The following is a 24,617-nucleotide window of genomic DNA, read 5'->3' as shown; positions in this document are numbered from 1 at the left end:
CCAATCTTCTAATAACTCATGTTAATTACTACAATTAATTACTACAGGAGAGCAAAGTGTTTAAGAAATTATTTTCCGGCTTGATTGCCTTCAGTACACTATTGATTTCTGCCTGTGTCTTTGCTCAGGCGACTCAGGAAAAACCCACATTAACAGTTTACACTTATGACTCATTTGCATCTGAATGGGGTTCAGGGCCTGCCATTAAAAAAAACTTTGAAGCAGAATGTAACTGTGAGCTGAAACTCGTTGCTCTAGAAGACGGAGTATCACTGTTAAACCGTCTGAGGATGGAAGGCAAAAAAACATCGGCTGATATCGTATTAGGATTAGATAACAATCTGATTCAGGCTGCACAGCAAACCGGATTGTTCACACCAAGTCATGTCGATGTCGCAAAATTGAAATTACCCGTTACCTGGAATAACAAGACGTTTATTCCTTACGATTACGGTTACTTCGCTTTCATTTACAACAAAAATACTTTACCTCATCCTCCCAAAAGTATGGATGAATTAATTAATAGCCACCAGAATTGGAAAATTATTTATCAAGATCCACGTACCAGCACCCCGGGCTTGGGGCTGCTGCTCTGGATGCAGGAACTCTACGGAGACAAAGTAGCACAGGAATGGCAAAAAATGGCAAAAAAGACACTGACTGTCACTAAGGGATGGAGTGAAGCCTATGGTCTGTTTCTGAAAGGCGAAGGCGATATGGTGCTGAGCTATACCACATCACCGGGCTATCACATTATGTCAGAAAAAAAAGATAATTATGCGGCGGCTATCTTCAAAGAAGGGCACTATTTGCAGATTGAAGTGGCTGCTCAGTTAGCCACCAGTAAGCAACCTGAATTAGCACAAAAATTCATGGAGTTCATGATCTCACCAGCATTTCAGCAAGAGATCCCAACAACTCAGTGGATGTATCCTGTGATTGACATTCCTCTACCTGACGTTTTTAAGCAACTTCCAGTGCCTCATAAATCCCTGCAATTCAATGCAGATGATGTAGCGAAACACCGTACAAAATGGATCCGTACATGGCAAAGCGCTGTCAGCCGTTAATTGCGGGTTGGTTATTGCCGGGGATCATTGCCTCCGGCCTATTATTTATTGTTGCCCTATCAGCATTCGGAGCGCTGTGGTCCAATGCACCTGAAAGTGATTGGCAGGAGTTCTTGAATGACAGCTATCTTTGGCATGTCATTCGATTCACTTTCTGGCAGGCATTTCTATCTGCTATTTTCTCGGTAACCCCTGCCATTTTTCTGGCACGGGCACTTTACCGTCGCCATTTTCCAGGAAAGGCACTTTTTCTGCGCCTATGTGCCATGACGTTGATCCTGCCTGTTTTGGTCGCTCTGTTTGGTATCCTTACCGTTTATGGTCAAACTGGCTGGCTGGCCAATATCGCCCAATGGATAGGCATTGAATACCGTTTTACACCTTACGGCCTACAAGGAATTTTACTAGCGCATATTTTCTTCAATATGCCGATGGCAACGCGGTTACTGCTGCAATCTCTGGAAAATATCGCAATCGAGCAGCGGCAACTCGCAGCGCAACTAGGCATGAGTGAATGGCAACATTTTCGTTTTGTGGAGTGGCCTTATCTGCGCCGCCAAATTTTGCCGACAGGGGCGTTGATTTTCATGCTGTGTTTTGCCAGCTTCGCCACCGTGCTTGCTCTGGGAGGTGGCCCTGCTGCAACCACAATTGAATTGGCTATCTATCAGGCACTCAGTTACGACTATGATCCCGCTCATGCTGCCCTGCTTGCACTTATTCAGCTACTTTGCTGTCTTGGTCTGGTGCTAATGAGTCAAAAGCTTAAAGGTGTGCTTTCTGTAGGATATGGTCATCAGCAGCAGTGGCATAATCCACAAGATTCATGGCTGCAAAAATTAATTGATGGCTTACTTATTAGCACTGCGTTACTGATTTTGCTCCCTCCTTTGTTAGCCGTTATTGCAGATGGACTGAATAGCGGTACTTTTACCGTATTACACCAGCCAGCTTTATGGCAAGCCTTTACCACATCCATCATTATTGCGTTGGGGGCAGGGGTTCTGTGTATTGTTCTCACCATGATGCTACTCTGGAGCAGCCGCGAACTGCGTTTACGTCATTCGCCTCGCTGGGGACAAGCAATGGAAATCAGTGGATTGTTGATCCTTGCCATGCCGGGAATTGTCCTTGCCACTGGCTTTTTCATTCTGCTCAACACCACCATTGGCATACCTAAATCACCTTATATATTGGTTATCTTAACCAATGCACTGATAGCTATCCCCTACGCCCTGAAAGTATTAGATAATCCTATGCGTGATCTGGCTGAGCGCTATAATCCACTGTGTCGCTCCCTTAATATTCAGGGTATTCATCGCCTGCGTTGGATTGAGCTCAAGGCACTGAGAGTTCCACTGGCACAAGCATTGGCTTTCGCCTGTGTTTTATCTATCGGGGATTTTGGTGTTGTCGCATTATTTGGCAACGAAAATTTCCGTACCCTGCCCTTCTATCTTTATCAGCAAATTGGGGCATATCGTAGTCAGGACGGTGCAGTAACCGCATTTCTGCTACTCCTTCTCTGTTTCATTCTGTTCACTGTTATTGAACACCTGCCGAGCCGACGCTATGATTAAACTTGAAAATGTTACTTATACTTATGAACATCTTGCCATGCAGTTTGATGTGACCGTTAAGGTTGGCGAACGTATAGCAATCCTCGGCCCAAGCGGAGCAGGTAAAAGCACATTATTAAGTTTAATGGCCGGTTTTCAATTTCCAAAACAAGGCGATATCTGGTTAGATGGTGAAAATCATACAAAGACCCCACCTTCCAAACGACCAGTTTCGATGCTGTTTCAGGAAAATAATCTGTTTTCCCATTTGACTATCGAACAAAATATTGGCTTAGGGTTACACCCCGGTCTGCGATTGAATACCGAGCAAAAAAACACACTCCAGCAAATTGTCATGCAGGTCTCGCTGGAAGAATATTTGCCTCGACTCCCTTCCCAACTTTCAGGCGGACAGCGCCAACGGGCAGCATTGGCACGCTGTTTAGTCCGCCATCAACCTATTCTATTGTTGGATGAACCGTTTTCGGCACTTGATCCTGCTTTGCGTAATGAAATGTTGGGGCTGTTAGATCAGGTTTGTAATGAACGTCAGCTAACTTTATTGATGGTATCCCATAATCTTGATGATGCAGCGAAAATTGCCCCGCGCTCTTTGCTGATTGTCGATGGGAAGATTCATTATGATGGTGCAACAGAAAAATTAATAAATGGAGAAGCACCTGAGGCAGCGATTTTGGGAGTAACCGTTATTTAAAGCCAAAAATCACTTAGTTTGGATACCCAAAATAGTGTGGATACCAAAAAGAAATCATGCTGATGAGGTAATAAATAGATAAAATTTTCTCGGTGATTGCCGTATCGGCGCCAATCAGTATTATCAAGAAGCAGCCAATAAAGATCCTGTCTACGATTTTGTGCAATCACTATTTTATTTAAAAGTGGCCGTTTAAACGGCCACTCGTCCAATACGCTCTACTCATTGCTTTTTGTATAACCCAATTCCACTTTCTTATAAACAACCAAATTTTCACGATCTTCATCTGGCCTGTGACCATGCCAAAATAACACCATACCCTTGGGAGCCGGCTCTATCTCTTCGGATAAAACAAGCAACCAATCACATTTTTGAGGAGCATCAAACCTATTCTGTTGTTGATGTAAAATATGTACATAGTAATAAAGCATTGGGGCTTCGGACTCTCCAATGTTATATGATGCCATACAGTGATTATCTTGATATTCATCTGCCAACTTCTGCTTTAGGTCAAGAAATACCTCTTGATAACCTTTAGAGTAATCAATCCAGCCAATAAATAATGTAAATACAAGTCCCCAAACAGTAGCAATACCGAGAACCCAATTCTGAGCGGCTTGCAATGCAGGAGATTTAGAGATTAGCCAACGTTTAGCTGCCCATATAACCGTAATCAAAACAGCAACAATAAATATAAACCACGAAAAGTGCATCTGATAACTCATTGGCAGCCATCGACCAAGTGGTGTTAACCAGTGTTTATAATCGCTGGAAAACGCCAAAAAATAACAAGCCCATAAAAAGACAATCAGAATAAACCAAATGATAGAAAAACATCTGCTTAAATATTTATAGATTACTTCAGGAAATTTAATGAAAATTTCCGTTCCCAAAATTGCCATTGGTGCAATAAAAGGCAAGAGATATAAGGCACGGCCAGAAGCAGATATTTGTAATAGAATAACGCCTAATACAACAAAGGCCGCACAAAGAAAATAATGTTCATCCAATAAAGTTTTAATCGGATACTTTAAAATAAAGATAAAAGCCAATATACCTGATGGCAGAGAGAAAAATAACACGGCTTCAGGGATCGTCGTCAGGTTACCTCTGGCCCCAAGATCTTCTACAGAAAAACCCAAAAAACGGCCTATGTTATTATCCCATAACCAAACTTTAAATAAATCAGGATGTTCAATAAGTAACATGATTGGCCACGGCAGGATTAAGGCCAGCGCAATAAAGCCTGACAATAAGGTACTCAGCCAATATTGTTTAGTCCGACAACGTTTAAGAAAAACAGGTGCCAAAAGAAGGCAAAGCCATAATAGCCCGGGGATAAAAACCCCTTTCGATAACAGTGTCATGGCTGTACCTATGATCAGCCATAAACAGGAATAACCTCTTTTTTCGTTTCTAATTAATCCTAATAAACCATATAGACCAATAGTTGTTCCTGCTATCAATGAGGTATCAGTAAACATGTCATGGCTGTGGCGAACCAACCCAGGAGCACTAGCATACAGGGCGAAAGCAATCCAGATCCGACTATCTGTGAAATTTTTAACATTAAAGACACGGCAGGACAATAGGATAAAAAAGGAAAAGTTGATCACTGAAAACAGTAGAGAAGCGGTTCTGGCGGCATCGTGCATCGGCAACCAAGGGGATAAGAGATGTATGAATGAAGTGGCTGTCCAATAATACAAGGGGGGTTTTTCCATGAAAGGTTGCCCCGCATTCATGGTTACCAACCAATTTCCTGTCTCATACATAGTTTGAATAATGCCAAAACTATAATTTTCATCTTGTTTCCAGGGAGTATGCCCATAAATACCAGGTAACAGATACAGTAATATGAAAGATATAAATAAAATTAAAGATTTTATATCTGATTGAGCCAATTTATAGGAATTATTCATCGCGATTTACCATTTGCAATTAACACTCATTTTTCCATAAAAACTTCAGTAAACATATCACTCCATAAAAACTATAGAAAAAGGCAATTAAATACAATGAGGATAATACTTAATTCATAATAATTTAAATTTATTTGAAGTAATTTAAATCGGTTAACATTACCAAGGTATAACTAAATACATTATAAATAATAATTGACTCAATAAATCCCACTCTCTTTCTGTAATTTACAAATAACGGATAAAAATAATAGATCAAGTCCATGATTTTTGCCAATCCGTTCGTGAGTTTCCCTTCTTGTACGTTAGATACCCTACAACAGAGTGTTTTTTTATTTTTACCGGATATCACAACTTACTTTTGTTGCTACGTGGAAACTTGTATCAAAACTGGCTAATTTTAGATAGACTTTTTGAATTAATGAACGAAAATGATTTTTATCAAAGTATCTTCCGCACCTTAATTATATAGATTAAAAATAATACATCTTAAAAAACAAATAGGCTAATAATGAATGTATATTTAATTGATGTTGATAAGAACAATTATAAAGATGTAATGTCTCTTGAAGTTGAGCCTGGACAAGAGAATTTCGTCGCCCCAAACTCAGAGTCGATTGCCGAATCACATTTTAATGAATATTGTAAACCGAGAGTAATCTGTTTTGGTGAAGAGATAGTCGGTTTTGCAATGTATGAGCGTTGTGTGAGTGAAGGAAAACCCAATGAATATAATCTATATCGGATGATGATTGATAAATCGTTCCAAAATCAGGGTATTGGAAGTACTGCGATGACATTATTACTGGATGAAATGAAGCAACAAACTGATTGCTACAAGATTTCTGTTTGTTATGACGAAACTAGCGAACGTCACAAATTATTCTATCAACGCTTTGGTTTTATAGAAACCGGTTATTGTGAAAAGTATGAAGAAATGCTAGCTGAAATTATCGTGGAAAGGTAATTTTCATCAGGTTATAAATGAATTGAATATCATGCTCGGTAAAAAACTGCCTCTCCCGCTTATCAATCCACATCAATCGAAAAAGGCAATTTTGAATTTATTCACAATCCAGCAGATTAATTACCATAATCAATTCCCTCTTTTCCAATGGAAATACCTTTAATTTTTTCTTCCACTAAAGACCAGAATGCGCTTTTTCTTTTATGGTTCTCATAGAGGGTGGTCAAATAAGCTTGATTAGAAGCAATGCCTTCTGCACTTTGTATCTTTTCTCCATAATCCAAACTTTTCTTAAGATCTGAAACAGCGTACTTATAATATTTACTCACGGCACGACTAAGCACATCTTCAACAAGTTCACGCCTTAAGAGCGTTGCAGCAAGAGGAAAATCTTTTTGATACAGTGAATGTGAAGCATCCCTCATCACTTTAGGCGGAAGCTCAGTCATTTTTATGGCGCTATCTTTTCCCAAGTTCAAAACATAATTATTGATTAGATCAAACCTTTCCACAGAGATTAAAAATAATAAGTAATATAATTCATTTTCCTTATCTTGCTTGGCTATATCCAAAAACAAAGTCATTGCATCATTTTGTTCACTCTTATCAAGAGTACTTGCATATAACTCATAAAATTTATGGTGATAGTTATTCTTGAATGCCTCAATACAATGTTGTTTAGCCTCTTCTTTTTTGCCTTCTTCAAGATTGGCTTTAATCAATAACTCCATCATCATATTACTGAATTCAGTTGGCAGTTTTTTTTCTTTTTTCTTGAGGTTTTCCAGCAATACAATAGCTTCATCCGACCTGATATCTTCAATCAACAATTCGGCATAGCCAAGATAATATTGGGGATATAAAAATTCTTTTTTCTTCTCAAGATACATTTTAAAGAAATCAGTATCTTTGAGGGCGTAACTCAATTCCAATGCTTCATAATCTTTTTCGTGCTGAGAGAAGAGATCCCTTACCTGACGAAGGATTTCAAGGCCCAAAACAGATTTATAATCACCCAATAAAGAGATGGGAAAATAATACTCGCCCTGTAAAAATTTGAAAATCTTGTTTGCCAGTATGGCATTATCACTCTCCTTTTGCAGAGATAATGCCTTAATCCAAGATTCGACAAGGTAGTAATAATAATCCTGCCAACCGCCACTGGATGTGTCTTTGGTTTCACTCAAGCGTTCAAAATCTTGTAGCATATGGGCTAGTAATGCTTCTGATTCAACAGGCTCTAGCGAAATAACCCGGTCCAAAAGTACGGACATATAGTTATGCAGCTCTTTGAAAAAGATATCCGTTTCGTAATAATCAAAAAATCGTTTGCTCTTGGTACGTTTTTTATATTCTTTATCAATCAGTTTCAGAATATCTTTCGGTTCCAGCAGATACCCACTGACAAGCGTGGTCTTAGCCAGAGGGTTATTTCTGATTAATGCATGAATAATTTCAAGCAATTCTTCTTTATTAAAACTCTCGAGTAATTCAGATTGTTTTTTTGTCAATTCATTTTTCATCATGATACCTCATGTTCTGGCTTTTCCAAAAAATAACTGTATAAATAACCATTATTACTGCTATGATTAAGGTCATTATTCGCCACTATGTTGATATACCCGTCGTCTTTCAAGTTGCCGTTTTGTTGGCTACGCTCACTCACCCCAGTCACATAGATTGCTATGCTCCTGGCGATTCGTTCCCTTGTCACGGTGCTGCATCTTGAAATCCATTGGGCATATGTTTTTTTGGCCTTAAAACAAAAATGTTGCAGAAATACTATTCAAGAAGATCATGCAAGAAAATTACGCTGAACAAGGTTTTATTCTCACTCGCCACTGGAAAGATACCCCATCTGGTATTGAATTAGTGTATTGGTTAGCGGCGGAGACGGGTACACGTCGTATTACCATTCCCTATCAAAAAGCAGTGGCTTTTATCCCTCAGCATAGTTTACAAAAGGTAAGGCATCTCATCGACCAAGAGCGGAATTGTGAATTAAAGCCGCTGCCATTGAAAGATTTCAATCGCCAAACCGTGATTGCTTTATATTGCTTGCAGTATCGCCAATTACAACACCTGGAAAAAACGCTCAAAGAACAAGGTATCCCACTTTACGAAACTGATATCCGTCCACCTGATCGATTTATGATGGAACGTTTTATTACAGCGCCCGTTTGGTTTAACCAAAAACCGGATGGAAGTTATCAGATGAAACCCAATCCTACTTATCGCCCTAATCTGAAATGGGTGTCGCTGGATATCGAAACCAGCCAGAATGGGGAGCTATATTCCATTGGCTTAGCCGGATGCGGCGAGAAAACCGTATTTATGTTAGGCCCTGAAAATGGTAACCGACAGGATCTCAATTTCAAACTGGAATATGTCGCCAGCCGCCCACTGATGTTGGAAAAGCTCAATGAATGGCTGGCACACTACGACCCTGATGCCATTATTGGTTGGAATCTGATTCAGTTTGATTTAAGAGTGCTACAGACCCATGCCGAACGCTATAACGTGCCATTGAGATTCGGCCGCAATAATGGTGTGCTCGAATGGCGTGAACACGGCTTTAAGCCGGGGCACTTTTTTGCCTCGGTTGAAGGCCGTTTGATTATTGACGGTATTGAAGCGCTGAAAACCGCAACGTGGAATTTCCCTTCATTCAGCCTTGAATATGTGGCACAGGAATTATTGGGAGAAGGAAAAGCCCTTGATAATCCTTATGACCGGATGGATGAAATCAATCGCCGTTTTCAGGAGGATAAACCCGCCCTTGCCCGCTATAATTTGCAGGACTGTATTCTGGTCAACCGTATTTTTGAGAAAGTGGATTTGATGGCGTTCTTATTAGAGCGTGCCACAGTCACCGGATTGGCCGTAGATCGCAGTGGAGGGTCAGTAGCAGCATTCACTCATCTTTATATGCCGAGAATGCACCGTATTGGCTATGTCGCGCCCGTTTTGCCTACTTATGTTGATGATAGTAGTCCCGGCGGTTTCGTGATGGATTCTTTTCCCGGGCTATATGATTCTGTGCTGGTGCTGGATTATAAGAGTCTCTACCCGTCCATTATCCGCACGTTTCTGATTGACCCCGTAGGGATGGTCGAGGGACTCGCGCATCCCGACAGTGAACACGCCATACCCGGTTTTCGTCAGGCATTTTTCTCCCGTACACAGCATTGTCTGCCGGATATTGTCACTCAAATTTGGCTTGAAAGAGACAAAGCTAAAAAGCAACAAAACGCACCACTTTCCCAAGCTCTGAAAATTATTATGAATGCGTTTTATGGTGTGCTCGGTGCTTCTGGCTGCCACTTTTTTGATTCACGCCTAACCTCATCAATTACGATGCGTGGGCACAAAATCATGCACCAAACCCGTGAGTTAATCGAATCACAGGGCTATCAAGTGATTTATGGCGATACGGATTCAACATTTGTCTGGCTGAAACAACCTCACTCTGAAGAAGAAGCCAGTAAAATCGGTCATTTTCTGACACAATTTGTCAACCAGTGGTGGAAAAACCATCTCAAAACTGAATTTAATCTTGCAAGCACACTTGAGTTGGAATTTGAAACGCACTATCGGCGCTTTTTGATGCCAACGGTGCGAGGTACGGAACAAGGCAGCAAAAAACGCTATGCCGGATTAAGTGGTGATAAGGTCATTTTCAAAGGATTGGAAACGGTGAGAACTGACTGGACGCCACTTGCACAAATATTTCAGAAGACGCTGTATAGCCTGATTTTTCATCAGCAACCCTATCAAAATTACATCCGCGAGTATATCGCCCAAACACAAGCAGGTAAATTTGATGACCGTCTTGTTTATCGTAAACGACTGCGTCGCAAGTTATCTGATTATCAACGCAATGTTCCTCCCCATGTCAAAGCTGCGCGTTTAGCGGATGAATATAATCAACAGCATAATCGTCCACTACAATACCAAAATGGTGGTTGGATCAACTACATAATCACCCAATCCGGACCCGAACCGTTAGAAAATCAGACTTCTCCGCCAGATTATGAGCATTATATCAATAAGCAATTGATGCCGATTGCCGATGCGATTCTGCCATTTATTCAAGACGATTTTATGACCTTGCTAACAGGGCAAATGAGCATCTCTTTTGAATAATGGACATTTTTGCAGGTGACGACTTGCTCAGCATCAATTAACATATCGCCCCTCTAATGGGCAACGGTACTTTTGTGACCCCCGTTATTAAAAAACGGGAGCTGTAAAGTGCTATTGAAAACTATTCCTATCGATAACCAATGATGATCGATATCCAACAAAAGCAGCCATCCTGCAACCATAAATAATATTGTCTAACAGAAAACTGAGCCAAAATTTATGCCATTTACTCTTGGTCAACGCTGGATAAGCGATACAGAAAGCGAACTTGGATTAGGAACGGTCGTGGCGCTTGATGCGCGCATGGTGACGTTGCTTTTCCCTGCCAGCGGAGAAAACCGCCTTTACGCACGCAATGACTCCCCCATTACCCGAGTGATGTTTAATGTGGGTGATACCGTGACCAGTCACGAGGGCTGGAAACTCAAGATCGATGACGTTCAGCAAGATAATGGCCTGCTGATCTACGTCGGTACTCGTCTGGACACTGAAGAAGAAAATACCTGCCTGCGGGAAGTTTTTCTGGATAGCAAACTGACGTTTAATAAGCCGCAGGATCGTCTGTTTGCCGGTCAAATTGACCGCATGGATCGCTTTGCACTGCGTTTTCGCGCCCGTAAACACCAGAGCGAACAATTTGGTCTGGCAGAAAGTGGGCTGCGGGGCATCCGTGCCAGTTTAATCCCTCATCAGCTCCATATTGCCAATGAAGTGGGTAAACGCCATGCACCTCGTGTGTTGCTGGCTGATGAAGTTGGTCTGGGTAAAACCATTGAAGCCGGCATGATTATTCATCAGCAATTGATGGCAGGTCGGGCTGAGCGTGTGCTGATCATCGTACCTGATAGTCTGCAACACCAATGGTTAGTAGAAATGCTGCGCCGATTCAATCTGCGCTTTTCGCTGTTTGATGATGGCCGATATACCGAAGCGCTTCACGACAGCGATAATCCATTTGAAACAGAGCAACTGGTTATCTGTTCTCTGGATTTTGTGCGCCGCAATAAGCAACGCTTTGAACTTCTGCTGGAAGCGAGTTGGGATTTGATGGTGGTGGATGAAGCTCACCATCTGGAATGGAGCGAAAAAGCACCAAGTCGCGAATATCAGGTTATCGAACAATTAGCCGAGCAGATCCCTTCTGTTCTGCTACTGACAGCGACACCTGAGCAGTTAGGCCAAGAAAGTCACTTTGCCCGTCTGCGCCTGCTAGACCCAAATCGTTTTCACGATTATCAGGCATTCATTGATGAACAGCAGAATTATCGTCCCGTTGCGGATGCCGTCACGTTATTGCTGTCCGGTAAAACCCTGAGTGATGAACAGCAAAATCTGATTGTCGAACTGATCAGCGAGCAGGATATTGAACCGCTGCTGAAAGCCGCCAACAGTCATCAGGATGAAGAGAGCGAAAATGCTCGCCGTGAACTGATTGCCATGCTGATGGATCGTCACGGTACCAGCCGACTGCTGTTCCGTAATACCCGTGGTGGTGTTAAGGGCTTCCCACACCGTGAACTGCATGAAATCAAGTTACCATTGCCAGCTCAATACCAAACGGCAATCAAGGTTTCTGAAATCATGGGGGCCAAAAAATCCGTGGAAGCGCGCGCCAAAGATATGCTCTATCCAGAGCGGATCTATCAGGAGTTCGAAGGGGAAAATGCCACATGGTGGAACTTCGATCCCCGCGTAGAATGGCTGCTGGGTTTCTTGACAGCAAACCGTGACGAGAAAGTGCTAGTGATCTGCGCCAAAGCAGAAACCGCTCTGCAACTGGAACAAGTTCTGCGTGAACGCGAAGGTATTCGCAGTGCCGTATTCCACGAAGGTTTATCCCTGCTGGACCGCGACCGTGCCGCCGCTTACTTCGCCTCCGAAGAAGAAGGGGCACAAGTGCTGCTTTGTTCTGAAATTGGCTCTGAAGGACGTAACTTCCAGTTCGCTAATCAGCTTGTCATGTTTGACTTGCCATTTAACCCTGATTTGCTGGAACAGCGTATCGGCCGTTTGGACCGTATCGGTCAAAGCCGCGATATTAAGATCAGCGTGCCTTATCTGGAAAATACTGCGCAATCCATTCTCTTGCGTTGGTATCACGAAAGTCTGGATGCCTTTGAACATACCTGCCCAACAGGCCGCCCCATCTATGACAAATACTATGAAGTTCTGCTGAATTTCCTTGCCAAACCGAATGAGCAAACTGGCTTCAATGAGTTTATTGCCGAATGTCGCGTACATCATGAGCAACTTAAACAGCAATTGGAGCAAGGCCGTGACCGTTTGCTGGAGATGAATTCCAACGGTGGCGAGCAAGGTCAACAACTGGCTGAAAAGATTGCAGCGCAAGATAACGATACCGATTTGGTGAGTTTTGCCCTGAATCTGTTCGATATCATCGGCATTAATCAGGAAGATCACAGTGACAATATTATTGCCCTGCATCCATCCGACCATATGCTGGTACCTGATTTCCCCGGATTGCCAAAAGACGGCTGCTCCATTACGTTTGACCGTGAAAGAGCACTCTCCCGCGAGGATACTCAGTTCCTGAGCTGGGAACATCCCATCATTCGCAATGGCCTGGATTTGATCCTGTCAGGGGATACCGGAAGCTGTGCAGTTTCTATCCTGAAAAACAAGGCACTGCCAGTCGGTACGCTGTTGGTCGAGTTAATTTATGTCGTTGAAGCTCAAGCGCCGAAACACCTGCAATTGACCCGTTTCTTGCCACCAACACCATTGCGTCTCTTGTTGGATCTGAAAGGGACTAATCTGGCTCCTCAGGTGGAGTTTGAAAGTTTCAACCGTCAGCTCAATGCCATCAATCGCCACAATGCCAGTAAGCTGGTGAATGCGGTGCAGAAAGAAATTCATGCTATTTTGCAACAATCAGAGCCTTTGGTTGAAGAGCAAGCACGTGAATTGATTGAGAAGTCGAAGAAAGAGGCTGATGAAGCACTGTCAGCAGAGTTGTCACGTCTGGAAGCCCTGAGAGCGGTTAATCCGAATATCCGTGATGATGAACTGGAAGCGATTGCATCTGAGCATAAGCATCTGCTGCTCAATCTTGATCAGGCTAACTGGCGACTGGATGCCATTCGTTTGGTGGTCGTTTCTCACCAATAAATAGCAATTAATGTGAATAGCTATCAATAAATAGCTAATTATCGCTAATCAGTCGTAAATTCAGGGGTTATCTCCACGAGATGCCCCTGAGTTTTATGCTCCTCATATTAATCTCACACCGTCAGCCATATGCTGATAGAATGCGCCCCGTCATTTTTCCGACTCAATTATTTTTCGATGCTATTATTTTTCCAACGCAATGGGAGCCGCTATGCTGGAGTCTTATAATCCCCCGACTGATCCTTGGCTGCATGTGCTTTATCAGGATGAGCACATTATGGTTGTCAATAAACCCAGTGAATTACTTTCTGTGCCGGGTAAAGCCGAGGATCACAAGGACAGTATCATGACGCGGATACAAGCTGAATTCCCAGCCGCCGAGTCAGTACATCGATTAGATATGGCCACCAGCGGTATTATGGTCGTTGCCCTGAATAAAGCCGCCGAACGGGAGTTGAAACGTCAATTCCGTGAACGCGAGCCGAAAAAAGTCTATATCGCGCGAGTGTGGGGAAAAATGGAGCAGGAAAAAGGATTGGTGGATTTACCGTTGATCTGCGATTGGCCTAATCGCCCAAAACAGAAAGTCTGCTTCGAAACGGGAAAATCCGCACAAACTGAATATAAAGTGCTGGAATATGAAGCCCAAGCAACACGCGTCAGACTAGCTCCCATCACCGGACGCTCTCATCAGCTCCGTGTACACATGCTGGCACTCGGTAATCCTATTTTGGGCGATCGATTCTATGCCCATACGCAGGCAAGGGAACTGGCACCTCGCCTGCAATTACATGCACAAGAGCTATTCATTACCCATCCGGCTTATGGCACTCCCATGCATTTTGAATGCAAAGCTGATTTTTAATGAGTGCTATTTTTGCAAATGCTATTTTGGCTAATGGCTAAAGGTTATTTGAAACCTTTTTCTTTTTTAACCAAATCATAAGCAGCTTGAATGGACTGCGCTTTTTGTTTCGCAAGTTCCATCATTTCTGGTGGTAAACCTTTTGCCACCAGTTTATCCGGGTGATGCTCACTCATCAGTTTTCGATAAGCCCGCTTAATGGTTGTGGCGTCATCATGTTCATTGACACCCAGCACCTTACAAGCATCCGCCAATGTCGCACGTGGCTGTCCATGACCGTGGTAATGCCCTTGCTGCTGATACTGGCCGCCAAAATGACGTCCCCCTTCCATCATGGCAAGGAATTGTTCAAATTGAACGCGGGAAATTCCTAATTCTTCGGCGATGACGAACAGAACTTTTCTTTCATTGGGATGAAGTTCACCGTCAGCAAATGCCGCTTGTAACTGAATTTCCAAAAACATCCTAACCAGATCGAAACGGCCGAAACAGGCACGCCGTAATTGTCGTAATGTTTCACGCAGAGGGAATTGGGGCTGTTTACCTTCACGAAACGCTTGTTGTGCGGAAAGCCGTGCCCCACCATGCAATTGCATTCTGTCCATCAATTGGCTGGCGAGTTGAATATCTGTTTCAGTTACCCGACCTTTCGCCTTGGTTAAGTGTCCCAAGACTTGAAAAGTACTACGAAAAAACAGTGCCTGTCTGGTTGGCGCTTTAGTGGTAGCTCCCTGATTTCGTGCTCTGACTTTGTCAAGTAGATGACCAAGCAACAAGCCAATCACTATCCCCCAAAAGCCAGCACCAGACGCGATACCAAATATTAATCCGAATAATTTTCCCCAATACTGCATATAGTCTTCAATTCCCCAATGCCCTGAGCGCAATTTTGCATTATCATACTATCCATTAAGCTCTGTGCCTAACAGCAAGATTAGCAAAGCTAAACTTTACTCTGACGCTTATATCCAATAAATTCCAAGTTATAGCGCGACCAACAGAGCAGTAACTTGAGAGACAAAGGATATATTTATTAACAGCATCAGTCTCTGAGCGTTCGCCGGCATGTTGCCACTGATGACGGAACCGCATAAATATCTATGAATAAATGTTATCCCACTCTGCTGGCCACAATGGTATGGGCAGCACTTTATAGTCAGCAGGCACACGCTGACCTTGCAGCACAATGTATGCTGGGCGTACCTGTCTATGATAAGCCGATCATCACAGGCGATCCCAATAAAATACCTATTCACATTAAATCCGATGATACTCACGGCCAATATCCCAATGCGGTTGAATTCATTGGCAATGTTGATATCCAGCAGGGAAATAAAACCCTGACAGCGGATAAAGTACGACTCGAACAAACACAGGATAAAGTGCCCGTTCGTACTGTCACTGCAACAGGTAATGTCAGCTATGATGACCCTCAGATTATTTTGAAAGGGCCGCGCGTCTGGTCAAATCTGAACAATAAAGATACAGACGTTGAACAAGGTAAATACCAAATGGTTGGTCGCCAGGGGCGCGGCAACGCAGCTAAGATGATGCTGCGTGATGAAAATCGCTATACCATTATGAATAGCGGGTTATTTACCTCCTGTTTGCCGGGTAATGATAGCTGGAGTGTTGTCGGCTCCGAAGTCATCCTTGACCGTCAAGAAGAAGTAGCTGAGATTTGGAATGCCCGTTTCCGCATTGCCAATGTTCCTGTATTTTACAGCCCTTACTTGCAGTTACCGATTGGTGATAAACGCCGTTCTGGTTTCTTGATCCCGAATGCCAGTTTTTCCAATAAAGATGGCTTCCAATTCCTGCTGCCGTATTATTGGAATATTGCCCCCAATTATGATGCCACGATTACTCCGCATCTCATTACGATGCGCGGCATGAAGCTGGATAACGAGTTTCGTTATTTAACCAAGGCAGGTACCGGTACAGTTGCGCTGGACTGGATTGGTAGTGACCGCCTGTATGCGGAAGACAAAAGACTCAATATCAGGCCTAAGCGGGATAGCAACAGCCGTTGGTTACTCTACTGGAACCACAGTGGCGTGATGGATCAATCCTGGCGATTTAATGTTGATTATACCAAGATCAGTGACCCGAACTATTTTAGTGATTTCTCTTCTCAGTATGGTTCGAGTACTGACAGCTATGCGACCCAGAAATTCAGTATTGGCTATGCCCAATCAAACTGGAATGCCACGCTAACAACCAAACAGTTCCAGATCTTTACCATCAATGATAGAAGAAGAGCCTACCGAGCAGCCCCGCAATTGGATCTGAATTACTATAAAAACGATTTAGGGCCATTTGATTTCCATACCTATATTCAAGCAGCTAAATTCACCAGTGTAGGTAATCAGTGGCCAGATGCAACACGCTGGCATCTGGAACCAACTGTTAGCTTACCTCTTTCCAATGGTTGGGCCAGCATCAATAATGAATTTAAATTAATGGCTACCCATTACCAACAGGATATTTCTGATGCAGTCAAAACCAATTCCGATACAGCTTCATTGGAAAGGTCAGTAAATCGTGTCCTGCCAGTATTTAAATCAGATGCTAAGATGGTGTTTGAACGCTCCATGTACCTGAATAAGGATTACACTCAAACTTTGGAACCCCGCGTTCAGTATCTCTATGTGCCTTATAAGGATCAAAGTAACATTAACAATTTTGATTCTTCCTTATTGCGAGCTGACTATACCGGCCTGTTCCGTGACCGCTTTTACAGTGGGTTAGACCGTGTTTCATCAGCCAATCAGTTTACTACTGGTGTTACTACCCGCATTTATGATGAAGATTTAGTTGAACGTTTTAGTCTGTCCGTAGGTCAAATCTACTACTTTGAACGTCCACGTACCGATGATTCCATTCCTAATTTTAGCGGTAAAGATATCGTCAGAAATAAAAAGGGAACAGGTGCTGCGACATGGGCCGGGGATGCCAATTGGAGAATCAATGATTCTTGGGGCCTCAAAGGCGGGCTGCAATATGATAACCGTGTAGGCAGCCTGACCATGGGCAATGCAGTAATGGAATACCGCCATGATGCTAATCGCCTGTTGCAGTTGAATTATCGTTTTGTCGACCGTGATTATATTCAGGCTACGCTCGGGAGCTTACCCGCTTATCAGCAAGGCATTTCACAGGTTGGTCTGGTGGCGAGCTGGCCGTTGGCTGATCGTTGGGCCTTTGTGGGAGCGTATTACTACGATACCAAAGAGAAACAGCCGGCAAACCAAATGGTAGGTATTCAATACAACACTTGTTGCTGGGCGGTCAATGTGGGTTATGAGCGCAAGATCGTCAACTGGAGGTTCGGCAGCAGTCAATATGACAATAAATGGTCATTCAATGTTGAACTTCGTGGCTTAAGTAACAATCACAGTTTGGGTAGTCAGAAAATGTTGCAGCAAGGTATTCTTCCATACCAGCGTGCATTCTGATACCGATAAACGCAATGTAAACACAATAACCCCGCTAAGGCGGGATTGATATGATGGGAAACGTATGAAGAACTGGAGATCGCTTGTTCTCGGATTGATGTTTTCAGTAAATACTGTCGCCGTGGCGGCACCGCAGGAAATCAATAGAGTGGCTGCTGTCGTTAATAATGACGTCGTACTGGAAAGTGATGTCAACAGCCTCTTACAATCCGTTAAACTCAATGCAAAACATGCAGGCCAGCAAATACCTGATGAAAAAGCATTGCATCACCAGATCCTTGAGCGCTTGATTATGGATGACATCATTCTGCAAATGGCAAAGCGTATGCAGATTACTATCCCTGATCAGGCCTTGGATTCAGCTATCGAAAATATCGCAGCTCAAAACCATTTGAGCTTGGTTCAATTGAAACAAAATCTGACTGCCGATGGTATTAATTTTGAGACTTACCGTAATCAGATCCGCAAGGAAATGACCATTGCGGAAGTACGCAACAATGAAGTACGACGTCGTATTAGTATACTGCCACAGGAAATTGATTCTCTGGCAAATCAGCTCAGCAGCCAGAATAATCAGAGTACGGAGTTAAATATCAGCCATATCTTGATCCCTCTGCCAGAAAATCCAAATCAGGGTCAGGTAGAAAAGGCCGAAATGACAGCCAAAAAGATTTTGTCTGAACTCAAGAGTGGTACAGAATTCGCTAAACTGGCTATCGCCTATTCTGGGGATACTCAAGCCCTGAAAGGCGGCAACATGGGCTGGAGCAAACTACAGGAGCTGCCATCCTTGTTTGCTGAGCAACTTCAGGATGCGCACAAAGGACAAATTATTGGCCCAATTCGCTCCGGTGTCGGTTTTCACATTCTGAAATTAAATGATACCCGTGGTGGCAATATGTCGGTTGCGTTGACTGAAGTGAATGCCCGCCATATTCTATTGAAAACAACACCTGTTATGAGCGACGAAGAAGCTCGCAGCACGTTGATGAAACTCAGAGAAGAAATCTTAAATGGCAAAACCAAATTCGAAGAAGCTGCAAAAGAACATTCTGACGATCCTGGTTCAGCCATGCGTGGTGGAGAGTTAGGCTGGAACTTGCCGAGTGCTTATGATCCGGCTTTCCGGGATGCGCTAACGAAGCTGAAAAAAGGCGAAATTAGCCAACCTGTTCATTCCTCTTTCGGCTGGCATTTAATCCAACTACTTGATAGCCGTAAAGTCGATAGAACTGATGTAGCACAGAAAGATCAAGCCTACCGTCTTCTGTTTAACCGTAAGTTCAATGAAGAGGCACAAAGCTGGATGCAGGAATTACGTGCTTCCGCTTATGTGAAAATTTTAGATGGTAGCGATGCACAACAATAAGCCCATCATTATCACCCCCGGCGAACCAGCCGGGGTTGGTCCTGATTTAGTCATTGCCCTCGCCCAAAAAGAGTGGCCTGTCCAATTAGTTGTCTGTGCCGATCCTGAGCTGATGCTTTCACGAGCCAAGCAACTGAATTTGCCCCTGCAACTGCAAACTTATTCTCCCGAGCATATTCTCCCATCACAGACTGCGGGAACCCTGAGTATCCTGCCCGTTTATCTCCAAGCTCCTGCCATAGCAGGTGAGTTGAACCGAAAAAACGGTACTTATGTCACGGACACACTGGCGAAAGCCTGCGATGGTTGCATAAATGGAGAGTTTTCAGCGCTAGTGACAGGCCCTGTAAATAAGGGCGTCATTAATGATGCCGGAGTACCTTTTACCGGACATACTGAGTTTTTTGCAGACCACAGCCAATGCTCAAGAGTCGTTATGATGCTGGCAACAGAAGAGCTACGAGTCGCGCTAGCAACAACGCACTTGCCTATTCTGGACGTCCCCAAAGCAATTACGTTTGATTCCTTGCGGGAAGTTGTCACCATCCTTAACCATGATCTGAAAACCCAATTTGGTATCCATCGCCCCCACATTTATGTTTGTGGCCTGAATCCTCATGCCGGTGAAGGTGGGCATATGGGGCGCGAAGAAATAGACGTAATCATTCCAGCACTGGATAGCCTGAGAGCGGAAGGAATATGGTTGGAAGGGCCATTGCCTGCTGATACGTTGTTCCAGCCCAAGTATTTAGACAATGCCGATGCCGTGCTTGCGATGTATCACGATCAGGGGCTACCCGTGCTAAAATACCAAGGTTTTGGCAGGGCAGTGAATATCACGCTAGGTCTGCCATTTATTCGAACGTCTGTCGATCATGGCACAGCATTGGAGCTAGCGGGGACAGGTCAAGCAGATGTGGGTAGTTTTATTACCGCATTAAATCTAGCAATTAAAATGATACAAAATAGTAATGAATAATAAAGTCCACCAAGGGCATCATGCCCGTAAACGTTTCGGGCAAAACTTTTTAACCGATCAGTTTATTATTGATAGCATCGTCGATGCGATGAACCCACAGGTCGGTCAGGCTGTCGTGGAAATTGGCCCGGGTCTGGGTGCTCTGACAGAACCTGTTGGTGAGCGCATGGATAAAATGACCGTTGTCGAACTTGACCGTGATCTGGCGGCTCGTCTGCACGTTCATCCGAAGCTGAAAGATAAGCTAACCATTATTCAGCAAGATGCAATGACGGTTGATTTTGGTCAGATTGCCAAAGAGCGTGGGCAATCCCTGCGTGTATTTGGTAATTTACCTTATAACATCTCTACGCCGTTGATGTTTCATCTTTTCAGCTATACTGATGCTATCGCTGATATGAGTTTTATGTTGCAAAAAGAAGTCGTTAATCGTCTTGTCGCGGGGCCTGGCAATAAAACCTACGGGCGTTTAAGTGTAATGGCACAATACTACTGTCAGGTCATCCCTGTTCTTGAAGTACCGCCTACCTCATTTACGCCAGCACCGAAAGTGGATTCAGCGGTAGTACGTTTGATCCCACACAAAAATATGCCTTATCCGGTTCAGGACATCCGTATGTTAGCCCGGATCACAACTCAAGCATTTAACCAGCGGAGAAAAACTATCCGCAACAGCCTCGGAAATATTTTTTCCATTGAACAGTTAACTGAACTGGGCATCGATCCAAGCACGCGGGCTGAAAATATCTCTGTCGAACAATATTGTAAGATGGCAAACTGGTTATCGTCTCAGTCTGACATTGCCTGAAACCAATAAACAGCCATTGCAGTAATAGGAGGCACTTATGCTCAACGAACCAAGAATTCATATTCAAGTACAAAGTACTTATGTAGAAAGTCAATCACAGCCGGAACAACAACGCTTTGTGTTTTCTTATACAATATTAATTCGCAATCTTGGGCATTCCCCGGTGCAACTTATTAATCGTTACTGGCTTATTACCAACAGTGACGGTCACCGAACAGAGGTTCAGGGTGAAGGGGTTGTTGGAAAGCAGCCTTTGATCCCGCCGGGAACAGAATACCGTTACAGTAGTGGAACGGTTCTGGATACCCCCCTGGGAACCATGGAAGGCCATTATGAAATGGTTGACCACAAAGGTAATCCGTTTCGTACCGCTATCCCTGTGTTTCGGTTAGCTATCCCAACCTTGATAAATTAATTATGGCTACATACCTTATCGGCGATATTCATGGCTGTTATCGTGAGTTACACACTTTATTAGAACAAGTCAATTTTCATCACAGCAAAGATACATTGTGGCTGACGGGCGATCTGGTCGCCCGTGGCCCTGATTCGTTAGCCGTGCTTCGTTATCTTAAGCAACTCGGCTCTGCGGTTAAATTGGTGTTGGGTAATCACGATCTGCATCTGTTAGCTATTTACGCCAAAATCAGTCGTAATAAACCCAAAGACTTGTTGGATGAATTGCTCACAGCACCGGATATTGATGAATTAGTTAATTGGCTGAGAAAACAGCCAATGTTACTGATCGATGACGAATTGAAACTGGTTATGGCACATGCCGGGCTTACGCCACAGTGGGATTTGGAAACAGCCAGAATATGTGCCCGTGAAGTAGAAGCCATTCTCCGCAGTGACAGTTATCCTTTATTTATCAATGAAATGTATGGGGATATGCCGAATAACTGGAGTCCCGAATTAAGTGGCCTTGCCCGGTTGCGTTACAGTACAAATGTGCTGACGCGAATGCGCTACTGTTTCCCAAATGGGCAGTTAGACATGATCTGTAAGTCCAAACCCGAAAATGCCCCTGCCTCACTTAAACCCTGGTTCGCATTACCACGCAAGATCCCTGATGATTATTCAATTGCATTTGGTCATTGGGCTGCATTGGACGGTCAAGGAGCGCCTGCGGGCATCTATGCACTAGATACGGGCTGTTGTTGGGGAGGTAAATTGACGATGCTACGTTGGGAAGATAAACAGTATTTCAGTCAAGCATCATTGACCACAAAATCGAAAGCCTGAATCAGCGACGCCGGAGTGCCTTTCAGCCGTCCACCGCAAAGGACACTCCATGCGACACTCAGAACGAAAGTTCAATTACTCTCGGCGTTCCAAGATTTCAAAGCAGTAGCTGTGTGAGTTATTTTCGTCTGCATCATAATATTCGGTGAAGACGGAATTCCACTCGTCAGGCTCATAATCAGGGAAATGTGTGTCCCCTATAACTTCTGCATCAATGTGAGTCAGATACATGCGATTGGCTAAAGGGATAAATTGTTCATAAATCTTTCCTCCCCCCATCACCATGATTTCCTCGACATCACCAGCGGCAGCCAAAGCAGCTTCAATGGAATTGACCCAAGTGACCTGATCATCACTCGCTGGTTGACTGCTGATTACAATATTCAGGCGTCCCGGCAGTGGGCGGCCGATTGATTCATAAGTAACCCGCCCCATCACAACCGGCTTTCCTAGTGTATTACGTTTGAACCAGGCTAAATCACCTGGCAGAGTCCATGGCATGGCGTTTTCCATACCAATAACTCGATCCATAGCCATTGCAGCAATCAAGCTGATATTCATTAAGCCACCTTACAGGCAAGTAGTATGAAAAGTTCGGACACTATACGGAAAGGGCTACTCACAGTCGATAAGATTAGCAATATATTCAGAACAAATAGTTTGTTTGCATACTAATTGCTAAACAGTCAGTTAGTTACAAGTTAGCTACAAAATAACAGCCCCATCTGAACTGTCGGGGCATACGCTACAAATTGAAATCTATTAGAAACCACTAGAATTAACAATCAACTGCCCAGAGACACCAAGATCCGCCATTTCCAATATCTGACTGTAATACATGAAAGGAAAAGAGTCATAAGATGGCTGCATCATATTCACCAATAGTTCTGCTCGATCATCAATCCAGACTGTATCTTTCCAACCATAATCCTGCGGCTCTGGGCGATTGCCATTCAGGCTGATGACTTTGAACCTTGCCCCTTCAATATGGAAAGGTTGGGGAATTGACGTTGTGACTATCCAGCGCTCCCATGCCCCTTGCTGGCTAGTAATATGGTCATTCATCAATGTGCCATTAATCCCTTGTGTCGGATCACCTAAAACAAGATGGCGGCTTGGAATGGGGGAGTTAACATTTGGATTATCAACCACGAGCTGAGCGGGTAATTGATCTGTTATCAAAGGAAGTAGTCCACTGGCTTTAAGCGTCAATACCGTCGTTGACAGCAATTTGTTTGAAGGCTCAAATAACCCTTTTAGGCGATCCATCATACCCGCGGATTCTCCCGCAGTAATGGCCACACTTTCCACTTTCGACATATCCACCAAAACTTCGCGGCGTTCTCCGGGCGCAAGTGGCAATTGCTGCACAGCCACAGGGGCGGGTAGCAATCCTTGATCTGTACCGATCATGTAGAAAGGACGCCCATCACTGAGCTGTAATTGATATCGCCGTGCATTAGAGGCATTCAGTAAACGCAGTCTGATCCAACCTCTGGCAACTTCAACAAAGGGATTTTCGACACCGTTAACGACCAAAATATTACCAAGGAAACCTTGATTAGCGGGAGGGTTATATTGTGGTACACCAAAATTATCCAGCCGCTTATCCTGCAAAATAACCGGAAAATCATCAACACCATAATGTTTGGGCAAGGGTAAGCTGCGACTACTTTCATCTTCCACCAGCCACATACCCGCCAGCCCAGCATAAACATGGCTCGCCATTTTGCGCGGTGTATTGGCATGATACCAACAGGTCGTTTCGGGTTGATCTATCGGAATAACCGGCGACCAAGTTTCACCCGGAGCCAGCAAACGTCTCGAGCCTCCCATCAGAGTCCCCGGCACAAGCAATCCACTCACGGTCATTGAAACAGATTCAGACAAGCGATTGCTATATACCAGTTTGACATCATCACCCCGGCGAACCCGAATAGTTGGCCCTAAATAATGTCCATTGATACCCCAGACCTGAGTTTTATTCTGACCATTAAATGACCAACTGGTTTTTTGTATGGATAGAAATAAAGGTTGTCCACCTCGAGATTCCAGTAAGGGAGGGAGTGGCAATTTCGTTTGTTGACCTTTATTCGCTCGAACCGCAAAAGGAAGCGCCCCTAAACACATAGCCAAACCAGATGCCTGAATAAATTGGCGCCGACTCAGTGACATACTTTCTCCACAGCAGGAATAATATCTAGGACAGAATAGTCTCTACGATAGGAATAGCCATCCCCAATGCTCGTTTATCTAAATGTAAAGCACAACATTATTATTGGGAGATATTTCCCTGCCGCCCCGAAACAACTCAAAATATATTGGGTATATTATTCTATCGATTGCGTTTAATAAAAACGTTAATTTATGAAATGCAATCATATC

At 43.7% G+C, this 24,617-nt stretch carries 18 protein-coding genes; 13 read left to right on the top strand and 5 right to left on the bottom strand.

Features of this window, described 5'->3' with window-relative positions:
* Positions 1-56 precede the first annotated feature (56 nt).
* Genes thiB through thiQ form a run of 3 tightly spaced genes read left to right on the top strand, consistent with a single transcriptional unit; the run spans position 57 to position 3,344 of the window.
* Positions 57-1,070 carry a thiamine ABC transporter substrate binding subunit gene (gene thiB / locus Xhom_RS06550; protein WP_069317926.1) on the top strand — a complete coding sequence of 338 codons (1,014 nt, stop codon included), beginning with the start codon at positions 57-59 and terminating at the stop codon, positions 1,068-1,070.
* Positions 1,046-2,650: a thiamine/thiamine pyrophosphate ABC transporter permease ThiP gene (thiP, locus tag Xhom_RS06545; protein ID WP_069317925.1), complete on the top strand. Its 1,605-nt coding sequence runs from the start codon at positions 1,046-1,048 to the stop codon at positions 2,648-2,650. The genes thiB and thiP overlap by 25 nt, the downstream gene beginning before the upstream one ends.
* Entirely contained in the window at positions 2,643-3,344 is a 702-nt protein-coding gene (gene thiQ / locus Xhom_RS06540; protein ID WP_069317924.1) for a thiamine ABC transporter ATP-binding protein ThiQ, read from the top strand. The genes thiP and thiQ overlap by 8 nt, the downstream gene beginning before the upstream one ends.
* Positions 3,345-3,562: 218 nt before the next feature.
* On the opposite strand, the gene Xhom_RS42710 is transcribed toward thiQ, so the two are convergent.
* Positions 3,563-4,597: a hypothetical protein gene (locus tag Xhom_RS42710; protein WP_338063729.1), complete on the bottom strand. Its 1,035-nt coding sequence runs from the start codon at positions 4,595-4,597 to the stop codon at positions 3,563-3,565.
* Positions 4,598-5,777: 1,180 nt separating this feature from the next.
* Here Xhom_RS42710 and Xhom_RS06525 point away from each other — a divergent pair.
* Positions 5,778-6,233, top strand: coding sequence for a GNAT family N-acetyltransferase (locus Xhom_RS06525; protein ID WP_069317922.1), 456 nt, complete (start codon positions 5,778-5,780; stop codon positions 6,231-6,233).
* A gap of 116 nt (positions 6,234-6,349) precedes the next feature.
* On the opposite strand, the gene Xhom_RS06520 is transcribed toward Xhom_RS06525, so the two are convergent.
* Complete coding sequence (locus Xhom_RS06520; RefSeq protein ID WP_069317921.1) at positions 6,350-7,759, bottom strand: DUF6880 family protein; 1,410 nt, start codon at positions 7,757-7,759, stop codon at positions 6,350-6,352.
* A gap of 271 nt (positions 7,760-8,030) precedes the next feature.
* Between Xhom_RS06520 and Xhom_RS06515 the strand changes: the two genes are divergently transcribed.
* The 3 genes from Xhom_RS06515 to rluA all read left to right on the top strand — a co-directional run bounded on the left by Xhom_RS06515 (position 8,031) and on the right by rluA (position 14,373).
* Positions 8,031-10,379: a DNA polymerase II gene (locus Xhom_RS06515; RefSeq protein ID WP_069317920.1), complete on the top strand. Its 2,349-nt coding sequence runs from the start codon at positions 8,031-8,033 to the stop codon at positions 10,377-10,379.
* Between the two features lie 219 nt (positions 10,380-10,598).
* Positions 10,599-13,508, top strand: a complete 2,910-nt coding sequence (rapA, locus tag Xhom_RS06510) for an RNA polymerase-associated protein RapA (RefSeq protein ID WP_069317919.1) — start codon at positions 10,599-10,601, stop codon at positions 13,506-13,508.
* 211 nt (positions 13,509-13,719) lie between these two features.
* On the top strand, positions 13,720-14,373 hold the full coding sequence (rluA, locus tag Xhom_RS06505) for a bifunctional tRNA pseudouridine(32) synthase/23S rRNA pseudouridine(746) synthase RluA (protein ID WP_069317918.1): 654 nt from the start codon (positions 13,720-13,722) through the stop codon (positions 14,371-14,373).
* A 44-nt stretch (positions 14,374-14,417) separates the two neighbouring features.
* Here rluA and djlA read toward each other — a convergent pair whose 3' ends face one another.
* Complete coding sequence (djlA, locus tag Xhom_RS06500) at positions 14,418-15,227, bottom strand: co-chaperone DjlA (RefSeq protein ID WP_069317917.1); 810 nt, start codon at positions 15,225-15,227, stop codon at positions 14,418-14,420.
* Positions 15,228-15,473: 246 nt separating this feature from the next.
* Between djlA and lptD the strand changes: the two genes are divergently transcribed.
* From lptD to apaH, 6 genes are all read left to right on the top strand, one after another.
* Positions 15,474-17,831 carry an LPS assembly protein LptD gene (lptD, locus tag Xhom_RS06495; RefSeq protein WP_069317916.1) on the top strand — a complete coding sequence of 786 codons (2,358 nt, stop codon included), beginning with the start codon at positions 15,474-15,476 and terminating at the stop codon, positions 17,829-17,831.
* Between the two features lie 64 nt (positions 17,832-17,895).
* Positions 17,896-19,200, top strand: a complete 1,305-nt coding sequence (gene surA, locus Xhom_RS06490; RefSeq protein ID WP_069317915.1) for a peptidylprolyl isomerase SurA — start codon at positions 17,896-17,898, stop codon at positions 19,198-19,200.
* Positions 19,187-20,179 (top strand): 4-hydroxythreonine-4-phosphate dehydrogenase PdxA, encoded by a 993-nt coding sequence (pdxA, locus tag Xhom_RS06485; RefSeq protein WP_198148724.1) that lies wholly within the window; start codon positions 19,187-19,189, stop codon positions 20,177-20,179. The genes surA and pdxA overlap by 14 nt, the downstream gene beginning before the upstream one ends.
* Positions 20,172-20,987 (top strand): 16S rRNA (adenine(1518)-N(6)/adenine(1519)-N(6))-dimethyltransferase RsmA, encoded by an 816-nt coding sequence (gene rsmA, locus Xhom_RS06480; protein WP_069317913.1) that lies wholly within the window; start codon positions 20,172-20,174, stop codon positions 20,985-20,987. The genes pdxA and rsmA overlap by 8 nt, the downstream gene beginning before the upstream one ends.
* Before the next feature lie 37 nt (positions 20,988-21,024).
* Positions 21,025-21,402, top strand: a complete 378-nt coding sequence (apaG, locus tag Xhom_RS06475) for a Co2+/Mg2+ efflux protein ApaG (protein WP_069317912.1) — start codon at positions 21,025-21,027, stop codon at positions 21,400-21,402.
* 2 nt (positions 21,403-21,404) lie between these two features.
* Positions 21,405-22,232, top strand: coding sequence for a bis(5'-nucleosyl)-tetraphosphatase (symmetrical) ApaH (gene apaH / locus Xhom_RS06470; protein WP_069317911.1), 828 nt, complete (start codon positions 21,405-21,407; stop codon positions 22,230-22,232).
* A 75-nt stretch (positions 22,233-22,307) separates the two neighbouring features.
* Here apaH and folA read toward each other — a convergent pair whose 3' ends face one another.
* Both folA and ftsP read right to left on the bottom strand, forming a co-directional pair.
* The gene (gene folA, locus Xhom_RS06465) at positions 22,308-22,793 is read right to left on the bottom strand and encodes a type 3 dihydrofolate reductase (RefSeq protein WP_069317910.1); all 486 of its coding nucleotides are present in this window, start codon (positions 22,791-22,793) and stop codon (positions 22,308-22,310) included.
* Positions 22,794-22,994: 201 nt separating this feature from the next.
* The gene (gene ftsP / locus Xhom_RS06460; protein ID WP_069317909.1) at positions 22,995-24,407 is read right to left on the bottom strand and encodes a cell division protein FtsP; all 1,413 of its coding nucleotides are present in this window, start codon (positions 24,405-24,407) and stop codon (positions 22,995-22,997) included.
* Positions 24,408-24,617: the final 210 nt, after the last annotated feature.

Source organism: Xenorhabdus hominickii (assembly GCF_002632725.1).
Classification (GTDB): Bacteria; Pseudomonadota; Gammaproteobacteria; order Enterobacterales; family Enterobacteriaceae; genus Xenorhabdus; species Xenorhabdus hominickii.
Note: the sequence above shows the minus strand (reverse complement) of the source record. Positions and strands in the feature narration are given on the sequence as shown.

What these genes read in the sequence shown, in the direction of transcription:
- rluA (WP_069317918.1), top strand. Translation starts at nt 13,720, where the DNA reads ATGCTGGAGTCTTATAATCCCCCGACTGATCCTTGGCTGCATGTGCTT.
- lptD (WP_069317916.1), top strand. Translation starts at nt 15,474, where the DNA reads ATGAATAAATGTTATCCCACTCTGCTGGCCACAATGGTATGGGCAGCA.
- apaG (WP_069317912.1), top strand. Translation starts at nt 21,025, where the DNA reads ATGCTCAACGAACCAAGAATTCATATTCAAGTACAAAGTACTTATGTA.
- apaH (WP_069317911.1), top strand. Translation starts at nt 21,405, where the DNA reads ATGGCTACATACCTTATCGGCGATATTCATGGCTGTTATCGTGAGTTA.
- djlA (WP_069317917.1), bottom strand. Translation starts at nt 15,227, where the DNA reads ATGCAGTATTGGGGAAAATTATTCGGATTAATATTTGGTATCGCGTCT.
- thiP (WP_069317925.1), top strand. Translation starts at nt 1,046, where the DNA reads ATGGCAAAGCGCTGTCAGCCGTTAATTGCGGGTTGGTTATTGCCGGGG.
- rsmA (WP_069317913.1), top strand. Translation starts at nt 20,172, where the DNA reads ATGAATAATAAAGTCCACCAAGGGCATCATGCCCGTAAACGTTTCGGG.
- pdxA (WP_198148724.1), top strand. Translation starts at nt 19,187, where the DNA reads ATGCACAACAATAAGCCCATCATTATCACCCCCGGCGAACCAGCCGGG.
- Xhom_RS06515 (WP_069317920.1), top strand. Translation starts at nt 8,031, where the DNA reads ATGCAAGAAAATTACGCTGAACAAGGTTTTATTCTCACTCGCCACTGG.
- ftsP (WP_069317909.1), bottom strand. Translation starts at nt 24,407, where the DNA reads ATGTCACTGAGTCGGCGCCAATTTATTCAGGCATCTGGTTTGGCTATG.
- surA (WP_069317915.1), top strand. Translation starts at nt 17,896, where the DNA reads ATGAAGAACTGGAGATCGCTTGTTCTCGGATTGATGTTTTCAGTAAAT.
- rapA (WP_069317919.1), top strand. Translation starts at nt 10,599, where the DNA reads ATGCCATTTACTCTTGGTCAACGCTGGATAAGCGATACAGAAAGCGAA.
- thiQ (WP_069317924.1), top strand. Translation starts at nt 2,643, where the DNA reads ATGATTAAACTTGAAAATGTTACTTATACTTATGAACATCTTGCCATG.
- Xhom_RS06520 (WP_069317921.1), bottom strand. Translation starts at nt 7,759, where the DNA reads ATGATGAAAAATGAATTGACAAAAAAACAATCTGAATTACTCGAGAGT.
- Xhom_RS06525 (WP_069317922.1), top strand. Translation starts at nt 5,778, where the DNA reads ATGAATGTATATTTAATTGATGTTGATAAGAACAATTATAAAGATGTA.
- folA (WP_069317910.1), bottom strand. Translation starts at nt 22,793, where the DNA reads ATGAATATCAGCTTGATTGCTGCAATGGCTATGGATCGAGTTATTGGT.